Below are 13,049 nucleotides of genomic sequence, written 5' to 3'. Positions count from 1 at the left end.
GTAAAATTTAACTTCGTATCTGATATTTTATTTTAAGCTTATACATTTGTTCATAATTTATAATTGGTGTGAAATTGATCTTAAAAATTCTTAATAGTTAGTAATTTAGCAAAAAATGGTGCAATATAAATTATAAATATACAGTTACATACTGAGGAGGGGCGAGTGATAAAAGAATTTTATATGAAGGGACTTCATGGGGAGCGTAACGTTAGAATAACGTTTAATAGTTCATACAAAATTATAGTTGCAGAAAATGGATATGGAAAAACCTCAATATTAAACGCTTTTTATGCATTAATGTCTGGGAATATTTCTAAGTTAAGAAAAATAGTTTTCACATCAATTGGGGTTATTTTTGACGATAAATCAGAAATTTCATTTGATAAAAAAGAATTTGATCAAAATATAAATGATTTAATAAAAAATAGCCCTATTGTTTCTCACTTGGAAGTAAGATTAGGTAGGCAGGATCTAATAGATTTTATTAATAAAACGAGTATGTTGTCTTTAGAGGAAATAGAAAATAGTAGTTATTTTAATGAGGTTAGAAAAAAAACTAAAGTTCCAAATAGTATATTAAAAAGTTTTATACATGAAATTAGAAATTCAGAACATATTAAAATTAATAAAAAAACATCAGTTAAATTAAAAAATATACATGATCATTTCCCATTTACTATTCTATATTTGCCTACATATAGACGTGTTGAAGAGGATATTAGAACTTTCTATACAGGAAGTGAGGATTTAAGCTTAGAGAATTTTTCTATTAATTTTGGGATGAGCGATGTTAAAAAGAGTATTAATAATATTACTTCTGAAATCTTAACTTCTTCTTCTATTTGGTTTTCTAAAATTAATGGTCAGATGTTAGCACAATTAGTAACAGGTTTTGTGATTACCGAGGAGATGAAAAAATCAATCTCTCAGCCAAAATCAGTAGAGATCGTTCTTGAACGAATTGGTGATAATATTTCAACTAGTCATAAAGAACAAATCTTAGAATTAGTAACTTCAGGCGCTATATTTAATGGGTATAATCCACTTTTATACTTTGTAAGTAATCTTCTAAAAGTATATGAACAACAACAAGAAAATGATAAATCAATTCAGAATTTTACTACTGTTAGTAATAAGTATTTAAGAGATAAAGAAGTTATTTATGATGAAAGTAACGTTACAATAAATATTGTAAGAAAGAAAAATAGGCAGCCTGTTGATATTGACACTTTATCTTCAGGAGAAAAACAGATTATTTCTCTATTTGCTATGTTGTATTTACAAAAAAGAGAAGAAATCGCAATTTTTTTTGACGAGCCAGAACTATCGCTTTCTATGGAATGGCAAAAGACATTACTTCCCGATATATTAGATTCTGGAAAATGTAAATTTTTGTTTGCCACAACGCATTCACCTTTTATATTTGAGAATGAACTTGAAGCACACACAGTTGACCTTGCTGAATATATTGAGGAACTGTAAGTGTCTATAGTAAGTAATTTAATTAAATCTCGTAATAATACATCGGTTAAATTATTAGAATTTATGCGAATAGTGGCAAAAGAAAATTTGCCTGTTTGTTTCGAGGGAGAAGATGAAAAATATTATTCTGTCCGAATCAGTAATTTCATTTCCGTAGATTGGATTGGTATAGATTGTGGTGGAAAAGAAAATGTTATTGCTTTAAGAAAATCGATTAAAAAAAATGAAGCTTATAAAGATACAAAAGCTTTATTTTTTGTCGATTCAGATTTTGACAATAATACTCATCTAAAAAGTAATTCTGATATCTATATAACACCCTGTTATTCAGTAGAAAATTTATATATATCAGATGAGGCTTTTCAGCGAATTTTAAGATCTGAATTTGGTATTAGTGAGATGGGTGAATTTTCGCAATGCTATCAAAAGTGTATTCAGGTATTTAATAATCGAAAACAAGAGTTTTTAAATGCTATTAAGGAATTTAATTATTTAATTTTTCTTTTACGACAAAAAGAAAAAGATGGAACTCTAAAAACTAGATTAAATATAAACAATATAGAAATAAGTAGCTTAGTTTCTATTGGTTTAGACAAAGTTGATAAACTTTACGATGTATCTTTACCCAAAAATTTTTTTTCTGAATTACCTGAAGATTTATCTATAGATATTAATAGTGCAATTCCTCACTTTGTAGGAAAAGATGCTGAAATATGGTATCGAGGAAAACAGAACTTGGAATTTCTTAGAGTATTTTTGACTTTATTAAGACAAGATAAAGGTAAGAAAGAAAATCGTGAAATTTTTCAAAATAGGAGTAGTGTAAAGCTTCAATTGACAAAACCTAATGCTATTTCTGAACTAAGTCAATATGCTAATACCCCTACCTGTTTGAAAGAGTTTTTACAGATACATGAAAATTCTTTCGCTGCATAAACTTCTCAATATGTGTTAATGTTTTTGTAATTACCATATTACACTTTAATACAAAATCCTATTTTTTTTGTATTTTAAATAATAATCTTATTGTTTAAATTAAAGCTCAGATCAGACTATCTGGGCTTTTACTATTTTTTACTATATTCTATGAGTAATATTAAAAAAATGTATTAGATGGTTTAAACATTATATTCAAACCATCCATTTAATAGATATCTGCTTTACATCTTACATGCTAGCTCCGCATATCAGACATCAGTACATTAGAAAAAAATGACTGAAACGGAGTTCAGCAGTGAACCACGCACACCATCCAACCTTATTTATCAATGATGATCATGTGGCAGAACTTGCAACATGGTCAAGCGCCATTGAAGCGCTCAGTCATGCCTATAGCCAACCTATTTCTGATGCAATGGTACCGCCACGCACAATGGCACGCGGTGATGGCTTCTGGCTGCGCAGCCTATGTGCCGTATCACCTTCTAAAGAATATATGGGCTGTAAACTCATCGCAGCTAGCCCAAAAAACAAAAAAGCCAGTTACCTGATCTCTTTGTTCGATCAAGATACCATGCGTTTAGTGGCTTTAATTGATGGTAATCGCATTACAGATATCCGTACAGCCGCAAGTTCTGTTGTGGCAGTCAATGCCTTAGCCAGTACAGAACACTTTAATGTCGCAATCTTGGGTTCGAGTGCATTGGCCCGTACCCATTTAGAAGCACTGAATGCAACAGGTCGTGTCAAAAAAGTTCGCGTATTTAGTCCAACTGAAGCCAATCGTGAAAAGTTTGCACAAGAGTTTCATGCGCAATACGGCTTGGACATCCAAGCAGTCGCAACAGCAGAAGAAGCTGTGAAAGGATCAAATGTAGTGGTTTGTGCATCACGTAGCCGTGATGGCGGACCAGTCTTTGACGCGGCTTGGTTGGAGCCGGGAATGACTATTGTTTCGGTAAGTTCAACATTGCCGGAACAGCGTGAATTGGATGTTGAAACCATGAAACAGGCCAGCCTGATTGTGGCGGATATGCCGGAAGAAGTCATTCATGAAACAGGTGACGCGCTTGTTGCACAACAAGAAGGCTGTGATGTGGCTGCAAAGACAGTTTCGCTATCTGATGTGATGTTAGGCAAACTCAAAGTCCGAAATCACCCAGAAGACATTGTCATCTATAAGTCAGTAGGTTCAGCACTGCAGGATATTGTCACTGCAGAAATGCTGCTGCGTAATGCCAAAACAGCAGACTTATATCAAGAAATGAGTGACAGCATTGTCACCATCGACCGCTAATCAACACTTTAGAACACAGATCTAAAAACATAGACATTTAAGAAAGCACCCATATAGGGAAAGGAGAATTTTTAATGGCGAATTATCAACGCAGTGAAGCACGTGCATGGGCAAAAGAACATTTAAAAGGATGTTCATCTGTAACTATTCCAAGTTATAGCCAAGATTTAAGCCGTTTAAATGAAAAAGGGATTCGCCACGACATTCAAAAAGTCATTGATCTGGGTTACACCTATACCTTGCTGTGTACAGAAGTTGCGATTACCCCAGAAGAAAATGCACAGTTTACTGCATGGGCAAAAGATCAGGCTGGCGACAAACTGGGCTTATTCTTCCATGCAGGCTTTGGCACACTGGAAGAAAATATTCGTGCAGTAAAACTGGCGGAAAAAGCCGGTGCAGATATCGTACTGCTGTCTTACCCGTCAAATTTCTGGCCGACCTCTGAGCAAGATATTTATGACTACACCAAAGCTTTCTGTGATGCAACGGATTTAGGCGTGATGTTATTCGCTATTCCGCTTTGGGGCTTTGAGCGTGTTCATCCACAAGGCATGTCACCAGAACTGATTCAACGCTTAATTGATGATTGTCCGAACGTGGTGTCTTTAAAAGCAGAACAGGGCTTCCCGCACATTGCCGGTCTGGTGGATAGCTTTGAACGTTTCAATGATCAAATCGTGGTGACCTGCCCAATTGAAAGCGACGTGATTCCATTGCTGCGTTACATGGATATGCAATTCTCAGGAACCAGCTATACGCAGTGGATGGGTGATCATTTTGTGAAAACCTTTAATCTAGCAAAAGAAGGCAATTTTGACGAAGCCATGAAGTTGTATTGGCAAGCACAGCCTGCACGCGGTGCGGTAGGTGCAGCAACAGGCGCTTATATGCCAGGCTCAAACTATATTAACCGTGCACACTGGAAATATATGGATTGGTTGGCAGGCTTTAACGGTGGCCCATTGCGCGCGCCAATTGCCCGTATTCCAGACCGTCAAATGAAAGTACTTCGCCAAGGTTTGATTGCTTCAGGCTTGCCGTGTACCAATGACCCTGACAGCGAATTCCTTGTTGGTCGTTTCCCTGAATAAGGCTAAATAATTTAAGGACAGATAAATGAATAGTTTTGCACATTTAAATCCAGCAGACCTGCTGAAAGATCCAAGCCTTTGGAAAACCGGTGCATTCATTAATGGCCAGTGGATTCAGGAAACTGCTCATGGCAGTTACAGTTTAAATAATCCTGCAACAGGTTTAGAGCTGGTGAAACTGCCGCGTTGTAAGGAAGAAGAAACCAATCAGGCGATTGACACTGCACAAACAGCATTTGAAAAATGGCGTAAAACTACAGCGAAGCAACGCTATGAAATTATCAATCGCTGGTATCAGCTGGTGGTGGAAAATAAAGAAGACTTAGCGACTATTATCACTTTAGAAGAAGGTAAGCCTTTGACTGAAGCACGTGGTGAAATCGATTATGCATCTTCATTTCTGCAATGGTTTGCTGAAGAAGCCAAACGCATCCGCGGTGATGTATTGCCGGCACCGAAAGACACACAGCGTATTGTCGTGTTGAAGCAGCCGATTGGTGTGTGTGCTGCGATTACGCCTTGGAATTTCCCAGCGGCAATGATTACCCGTAAAGCAGGACCTGCATTGGCAGCCGGTTGTACCATGGTGGTGAAACCAGCCAGCCAAACTCCAATGACAGCCTTAGCTTTAGCAGAATTGGCACGCCGTGCCGGTGTACCAGACGGTGTTTTTAGTGTGTTAACCGGTAATGATACGCGTGTCATTGGTGGCATTCTGACTTCACACCCTTTGGTTCGTAAAATTACCTTCACAGGTTCAACTGAAGTTGGCCGTACTTTGCTGGAACAGTCAGCTGCGACCATTAAGAAATGTTCGATGGAACTGGGCGGCAACGCACCATCGATTGTCTTTGATGATGCAGATTTGAACTTGGCGGTAGACGGCGTGATCGCATCTAAGTTCCGTAACACAGGTCAAGCCTGTATCTCTGCCAACCGTATTTATGTACATGATGCCATTTATGACGAATTTGCTGAGAAATTGGCAGCTAAAGTCAAAACCTTAAAAGTCGGCAATGGTTTGGAAGAAGGTGTGGTACAAGGTCCTTTGATTGATGCAGGTGCAGTTAACAAAGTTGAATCACACATTCGTAATGCATTAGAAAATGGTGCATCTGTGGTGTGTGGCGGTCGTTGCAGCGAATTGGGCGGATTCTTCTTTGAGCCAACAGTTTTGAAAAATGTCACTAAAGAAATGGTGATTGCGCATGACGAAACTTTTGGTCCAGTCGCACCTTTAATCCGTTTCAGTTCAGACGAAGAAGTGATTGCTCAAGCCAATAATTCTGAATTTGGCTTGGCTGCATATCTTTACAGTCAAGATGCAGCACGTGTTTGGCGTACATCTGAAGCATTAGAAGCGGGCATGATCGGTATTAATACTGGGCTGATTTCAAATGAAGTTGCGCCATTTGGTGGGGTAAAACAAAGCGGTTTGGGGCGTGAAGGTTCGCATTATGGCATCGATGAATTTCTTGAAATGAAATACATGTGTTGGGATGGATTGTACACAGAGTAAGCCAATCGTCAATTGATCTTAGATCTACTATTGGGCTGTTTCAACTTTATTCACAATGCTGAACAGCTCAATAGCCAATGCATGATGCAGTAAAACGGCGAGATAAAAATACAAAGCAACAGGGGTATTCCGAGGAATGGAATACAGGAGTAAAGGAATGAATATTATCGGTATAGATCAATTGATCTACGGTGCAAATAACTTAGTAGCCTCAGTTCAATTTATGCAGGACTTTGGTTTGACTGAAGTACCAGGCCAAGCTTTTGGTCGCTATTTTGAAACTTTAGATGGTACAGGTATTCTGGTTGCAGAAGCAGATCATGCTGCTTTGCCGCCAAAACTCTCACCAATGAGTCAATTACGCAAAATGGTGTACGGTGTTGCAGATCAAGCGACTTTAGACGCCATTCAAGCAGAATTGAGCACAGACCGTGAAGTGAAAGTGCTGGAAAATGGCGCGCTGGAAACATTTGATGATTCAGGCATCACTATTGGTTTCCAAATCAGCATTCGCCGTGAATTAAATTTGCCTGTAGAAAAAATCAATGCGCCAGGTGCTCCACATCAGCGTGGCTATAACCAGCTGGGGGTAGATCATTCTATTCAAATTCAACCGCGTACAGTTGCACATACAGCAGTCTTTGTTCCAGATGCTGCCAAAGCCGAAGTCTTTTTTGTCAACCGTTTAGGTTTCCGCGTTAGTGACCGTCTAGGTGGTGGACCATTCCTACGTGCGGGCGGTACAACAGATCATCACACTTTATTTCTTATTCAAGCACCTGAACATATTAAAGGTGTAGAACATATTTCTTTCCATCTTTCAGGTCCAAGCGAGCTCATGCTTGCAGGTCAGCGCTTTGAAAAAGCTGGTCATGAAAGCTTTTGGGGCCCAGGCCGTCATGGTTTAGGTTCGAACTGGTTCTGGTATTTCGACGGGCCATTGGGTTGCCGTTTTGAATACGATGCCGATATGGATCAGTTGGCTACTGACTGGGTACCACGTGAGCTGCCATTACATGAAGACAATGCCCAAGCGTATTTGCTGGAATTCAGAAAGCAGAACTGGGCACCATTTAATGGTCCTGCCAAAAAAGCAGGCTAATTTTTAGCTGCATGATTTTAAAGCAAGACAATTTTTAAACCGAGCGATACTAGCGCTGAATCAGCCGGATAGCTGATTCAGCCGCCAGGCAGTAATAACAAAAATGGAAGGAGTAGTCACATGTTTAAGTACATTCAAGTGACAGCAGGAAGTGATGAAGATTACGTAGAGCACCTGTGTAATCGTGTTGAAGAAAGCATTAACAACGGTTTTTTGCCGATTGACGTTTTTAATGATGATGCTGTGTTCCGTGCCGAGATGGAACGCATTTTCACACGTAACTGGATTTTCATTGCGCATGAGACTGAAATTCCAAACCATGGCGATTATGTGCTGCGCCGTTTGGGCTTGGATAAAGTGATTGTGACACGTGACAATGAAGGCAAAATTAATGTCTTACTGAATCATTGTCGTCATCGTGGTACAGAGGTTTGTCATAATGACCGTGGTAATGCTTCTAGCTTTAAATGCCCATACCACGGCTGGGTATATAAGAACAATGGCGACTGGATGGGCGCACCGCACATGAAGGATGCCTATGGTGGCAAGTTGGATGCAAAAGAATGGGGATTACTTCGTGCTGCGAAAGTTGAAAGCATCTATGGTTTTATTTTTGCATCATTGAATGAGGATGTTCCGCCATTACGTGAGTACTTAGGCGATACTGTTTGGGCTTTGGATGCAATTTTTGGTATTCACCCAGAAGGTGTGCGTTTATTAAAAGAACCCGAACGCTTTCAAGTCAAAGCTGACTGGAAAAGCGGTGCAGAAAACTTCTGTGGTGATGCTTACCATGTAAGCACAGCACATTTATCTGCTGCCAGCTCTGGTTTTATTCCAAGTGTAAACCAAGTCAGCACGCATGCTTCGGGCTATGACTTTGGTAATGGAAACAGTTTTATTGGCCACAACTTATCAGATATGGTTGGCATTCCATTACCAAACTGGGGCTATCCGCCAGAGTTGCAGGCACATTTTGATTTGTCAAAATTGGACGATGTTCAATTAAAAATGATTAAAGATGTTCCACCGACCATTGGTACCATTTTCCCCAACTTTAGCTATATGCGTTTACCACATCCGCCAGCACCGGGCGAAATGCCAATACCATTTACTAATATTCGTATGTGGCAGCCCGTTGCACCTGGTGTGATGGAACTATGGAACTACGAGTTTGAATTCAGTTTCGTGCCTGAACAGTATGCTGAAAAAGCCTATGCTGCAGGTCAATATGCCTTTGGTTCAGGTGGTATTTTTGAAGCTGACGATACTGCAGTTTGGGAAGGTATTGCCAAAGGTGCACAAAGCCCTTGGATGCGTAAAGAGCAAGTCAATCTGCATTACAGCCAAAAGCAAACAGGAGCAGATCCAGACTGGAAAGGTCCAGGTGAATTCCATCCATCGATTTATGGGGAATATTGTCAAATCGGTTTCTGGCGTCGCTGGCTAAAAGAAATGCGTGAAGGTCAAAAAGCCAAAGTAACTTGTTTGGCTGATGAAAATGCACAGCAAAAAGGAGTGGCATAAATGGATTTTTTAACTCGTGAAACTGTACATAATTTTTTAGCGCAAGAAGCATTGCTGCTGGATGAGCGTCGCTTTGATGAATGGTTTGCTCTTTTGGATGATGAAATCATCTATGAAGTTCCACTGCGTATTAGTTCTTATCATTTTAAGGATGAATTTCCCGGCGAAGCCTACCGTGTGCTTGACCGTAAAGCACATATTAAAACCCGTATTGATCGTATGGCATCGGGGCAGGCGTGGGCAGAAGTACCACCATCTCGCACACTTCGTGTGATTGGCAGTGTGATGATTGAGCCGACTGAGCAGGCAGATGTGGTGAATGTACATAGTGCGACTATTATGTACCGTCAACGTGGTCATGATGAGCAGGGCGATATTATTCCTTACCGTCGTGTAGACACATTAAAACTTACGGAGCAGGGTGCTCGCTTACTAAAACGCAAGGCAATTTTAACCGAAGCTGTTTTACGTACACCAAACTTGGGCGTGTTTCTGTAAAACAGAAACAGTCCTCTGGATTTGAAATTAAAGGATGAATCTCATGAGCAATCAAAAAATCGAAATTATTTTAGATACACATCAATGCCAAGGCTATGGCATGTGTCTTATGTCTGAAGACATTTTTGAAATTCCACAAGGTAGTCAGGTGGCAAATCTAAAACAGCATTTTGTCGATATTGATCGTGAAGATGAAGTGAAAGAGCTTGCAGGCTCTTGCCCTGCACAAGCAATCAGCTTCCGTGTTCTAGAATCTGCTTAAGGGAACAACTTATGACTCAATCTGTACAAAATATGCTGAGCAAGCGCTTCGACCAAATCTGTTTTGTAGTGGAAGATTTACAGCAGTCGATGGATTTTTTTAGTAAAACCAACGGTGTTGAAGTCTGGAATGTCGCAGAAGGGCTTTCTCAAACGCAAAAAGAGAAAGAATACTATGGTCAGCCAGGTGATTTTCAATTTAGCTGTGCTTATGGCTTTGCCGGTGAAACTTTAATTGAACTTGCACGCCATGATGGTGGGAAAAGTGTTTATAAAGACTGGCTTGATGAAAAAGGCAAAGGCCCGCATCATATCGGTTTTCGCCAAAAAGATGCGGCTGAATATGCACAAGCGGAACAGCACTATTTAGATTTAGGTATTGCTAAAGCCATGGCAGGTTTTTTTGAAGGGCCATTTGGCAACTGCCGCTGGTCATATTTTGATACTCGAGAGCAAATTGGTTGTTTTACTGAGCTGTACTATGTGGATGGCGAGCTTGATCAACGCATGGCAGAACTCAAAAGTGGTAAAAACGTCAGTATTACCGACTAATACTTAAATCTCAGCTCATCCTGGCTTAGTTCACATGAGCTGAATCCAATCCATATATCAATATTTCAAACAATGGGTAGTCATGCTTAGGCGAAGCTATGCCTAAAAATGAAAATTTTAAAAGGAACAGTCGATGTCGGCGAATAAACATGCAATTGCAGATGACTTATATCAAGCAGAAAAAAACCGATCAGCGATTGCACCCATTTGTGAGCGTTTAGGTGGGGATGCCAGTGCTGACCATGCCTATGCAGTTCAAGACATTAATACCCAACGTGCACTTAATAATGGCCGCCGTTTGGTCGGTAAGAAAATTGGTTTAACCTCGTTTGCCGTACAGAAACAGCTTGGTGTCGATTCTCCTGATTTTGGCATGTTGTTTGATGATATGGCTTATGCAGATGGACAGACCATTCCATTTTCTAAACTCATTCAGCCTAAAGTTGAAGCGGAAATCGCCCTTGTGTTGAAAAGCAGTTTAGTGAAAGCGCAGCATACGATTGAAGATATTGTAGCGGCTACAGATTATGCTGTGGCAGCGATTGAAGTGGTAGATAGTCGTATTGAGAACTGGAAAATTTCACTGCTCGATACTGTGGCTGATAATGCTTCTTCAGCAGCATTTGTCCTTAGTCAAAAAAAAGTTCCCTTGGCGGCACTTGATTTGGTGAACTGTCAAATGAAGATGACTCATCAAGGCGAAGTTGTGTCACAGGGACAGGGCAAAGCCTGCTTAAACAATCCACTAAATGCTGCTGTTTGGCTGGCGGATGAAATGGTCAAACGAGGCCGTCCATTAAAGGTCGGCGATATTGTTTTAACAGGTGCACTTGGTCCAATGGTCACCGTAAAAGCAGGTGCAGCTTATCAAGTTGAAATTGATGGATTAGGCCCCCTGACAGCTCAATTTAGTAAATAAAAAATTAAGGATAAATAGCATGGCAAAAATTAAATGCGCCATCATTGGTTCGGGCAATATCGGTACCGACCTGATGATTAAAATCATGCGCAATGCACAATATTTAGAAATGGCGGCAATGGTCGGTGCAGACCCAAACTCAGATGGTTTGGCACGCGCCGCACGTTTTGGTTTTGAAACCACGGCTGAAAGTGTAGAAGGTTTATTGAAATTACCTTCATTTAAAGACATTAAAATTGTTTTTGATGCCACGTCTGCCGGGGCACATGCACATCACAATACAGTATTGCAAAATTATGGCATTCAAGTGATTGACTTAACGCCTGCTGCAATCGGCCCTTATGTGGTGCCGGTGGTGAATCTGGATGAACATCTCGATGCACCGAATATCAACATGGTCACCTGTGGTGGTCAAGCGACTATTCCAATGGTGCATGCTGTCTCTCGTGTAGCCAAAGTTCACTATGCAGAAATTATTGCCTCGATTGCCAGCAAATCTGCTGGACCCGGCACCCGCGCCAATATTGACGAGTTTACTGAAACCACATCTAAAGCGATTGAAAAAGTCGGTGGTGCACAAAAAGGTAAAGCCATCATCATTATGAATCCAGCTGAACCGCCATTGATTATGCGAGATACGGTGTATTGTTTTGCTGAACTCGGTGCGGATCAAGAAGCGATTCGTACATCAGTGCAAAAGATGGCAGAAGCAGTACATGACTATGTCCCGGGTTATCGCTTAAAGCAGGAAGTGCAGTTTGAAGAATTTAATAACAAACATCCGCTGAATATTCCGGGATTAGGCAAACTACCGGGTTTAAAAGTCTCCATTTTCTTGGAAGTAGAAGGTGCGGCACACTACCTACCTGCTTATGCAGGTAACCTCGATATTATGACCAGCGCAGCACTGGCAGCCGCAGAGCGCTTTGCTGAAACACATTTAAATCAAATAAAAAACGTGGCAGAAGGAGCATAAAATGATTGATCCACAACGTAAAATTTATGTTTCTGATGTCACATTGCGTGATGGAATGCATGCAATTCGTCATCAATATTCATTAGAGCAAGTCCGTCAAATTGCCCGAGCTTTAGATGAAGCTGGAGTTGACAGTATTGAAGTAGCGCATGGTGATGGTCTGCAAGGCTCAAGCTTTAACTATGGCTTTGGTGCATATACCGATCTGGAATGGATTGAAGCTGTCGCCAGTGAAGTGAAAAATGCAAAAGTTGCAACTTTACTGCTGCCGGGCATTGGTACAGTACATGATTTAAAAGCGGCTTATGATGCTGGTGCGCGCGTGGTGCGTGTGGCAACTCACTGCACCGAAGCGGATGTTTCCAAACAACATATTGAATATGCGCGTGAACTTGGCATGGACACGGTTGGTTTCTTAATGATGAGCCACATGAATACGCCTGAAGGTTTGGCGCAGCAAGGTAAGCTGATGGAAAGCTATGGTGCCCAGTGTATTTATGTGGTGGATTCAGGGGGTGCCATGAACATGTATGATATTGCTGACCGATTCAAAGCGATGAAAGACGTGTTAAATCCTGAAACAGAAACCGGTATGCATGCGCATCATAATTTAAGTCTAGGTGTAGCCAATAGCATTGTGGCTTTGGAACATGGCTGTAACCGTATTGATGCCAGTTTAACCGGTATGGGAGCAGGGGCAGGGAATGCACCCCTTGAAGTCTTTATTGCTGCTGTACAGCGTATGGGTTTGAATCATGGCTGTGATGTGAAAAAGTTGATTGATGCTGCGGAAGATATTGTGCGTCCATTGCAGGAACGTCCAGTACGTGTAGACCGTGAAACACTGGCACTCGGTTATGCAGGTGTGTATTCAAGCTTT

The 13,049-nt window shown here is 40.6% G+C and carries 13 protein-coding genes; all 13 read left to right on the top strand.

Translation table 11 applies throughout. The annotated features are described in order from the left end of the window. Positions 1-165 precede the first annotated feature (165 nt). Positions 166-1,485 carry an AAA family ATPase gene (locus tag GTU69_RS14760; RefSeq protein WP_166171576.1) on the top strand — a complete coding sequence of 440 codons (1,320 nt, stop codon included), beginning with the start codon at positions 166-168 and terminating at the stop codon, positions 1,483-1,485. Then, complete coding sequence (locus GTU69_RS14755) at positions 1,486-2,421, top strand: DUF4435 domain-containing protein (RefSeq protein WP_166171574.1); 936 nt, start codon at positions 1,486-1,488, stop codon at positions 2,419-2,421. 298 nt (positions 2,422-2,719) lie between these two features. After that, positions 2,720-3,721, top strand: coding sequence for an ornithine cyclodeaminase family protein (locus GTU69_RS14750; RefSeq protein WP_166171572.1), 1,002 nt, complete (start codon positions 2,720-2,722; stop codon positions 3,719-3,721). A gap of 74 nt (positions 3,722-3,795) precedes the next feature. Further along, complete coding sequence (locus GTU69_RS14745) at positions 3,796-4,815, top strand: dihydrodipicolinate synthase family protein (RefSeq protein WP_166171570.1); 1,020 nt, start codon at positions 3,796-3,798, stop codon at positions 4,813-4,815. Between the two features lie 25 nt (positions 4,816-4,840). Further along, complete coding sequence (locus GTU69_RS14740; RefSeq protein ID WP_166171568.1) at positions 4,841-6,334, top strand: NAD-dependent succinate-semialdehyde dehydrogenase; 1,494 nt, start codon at positions 4,841-4,843, stop codon at positions 6,332-6,334. 157 nt (positions 6,335-6,491) lie between these two features. Then, positions 6,492-7,436 (top strand): VOC family protein, encoded by a 945-nt coding sequence (locus tag GTU69_RS14735; protein WP_166171567.1) that lies wholly within the window; start codon positions 6,492-6,494, stop codon positions 7,434-7,436. Between the two features lie 120 nt (positions 7,437-7,556). Beyond that, complete coding sequence (locus GTU69_RS14730; protein WP_166171566.1) at positions 7,557-8,963, top strand: Rieske 2Fe-2S domain-containing protein; 1,407 nt, start codon at positions 7,557-7,559, stop codon at positions 8,961-8,963. Next, positions 8,964-9,461, top strand: coding sequence for an aromatic-ring-hydroxylating dioxygenase subunit beta (locus GTU69_RS14725; RefSeq protein ID WP_166171565.1), 498 nt, complete (start codon positions 8,964-8,966; stop codon positions 9,459-9,461). Between the two features lie 43 nt (positions 9,462-9,504). Then, positions 9,505-9,723 (top strand): ferredoxin, encoded by a 219-nt coding sequence (locus tag GTU69_RS14720; protein WP_166171564.1) that lies wholly within the window; start codon positions 9,505-9,507, stop codon positions 9,721-9,723. Positions 9,724-9,734: 11 nt separating this feature from the next. After that, positions 9,735-10,274, top strand: coding sequence for a VOC family protein (locus tag GTU69_RS14715; protein WP_166171563.1), 540 nt, complete (start codon positions 9,735-9,737; stop codon positions 10,272-10,274). Between the two features lie 133 nt (positions 10,275-10,407). Beyond that, positions 10,408-11,193, top strand: coding sequence for a fumarylacetoacetate hydrolase family protein (locus GTU69_RS14710; protein WP_166171562.1), 786 nt, complete (start codon positions 10,408-10,410; stop codon positions 11,191-11,193). A gap of 19 nt (positions 11,194-11,212) precedes the next feature. Beyond that, positions 11,213-12,169, top strand: coding sequence for an acetaldehyde dehydrogenase (acetylating) (locus tag GTU69_RS14705; RefSeq protein ID WP_166171560.1), 957 nt, complete (start codon positions 11,213-11,215; stop codon positions 12,167-12,169). A 1-nt stretch (position 12,170) separates the two neighbouring features. Then, positions 12,171-13,049 (top strand): 4-hydroxy-2-oxovalerate aldolase (gene dmpG / locus GTU69_RS14700; protein ID WP_166171558.1); only part of this gene is annotated, 879 nt, incomplete at its 3' end.

This window comes from Acinetobacter sp. SA01 (assembly GCF_011319235.1).
In the GTDB taxonomy this organism is placed as follows: Bacteria; Pseudomonadota; Gammaproteobacteria; order Pseudomonadales; family Moraxellaceae; genus Acinetobacter.
This window is presented reverse-complemented; position numbering and strand designations above follow the sequence as displayed.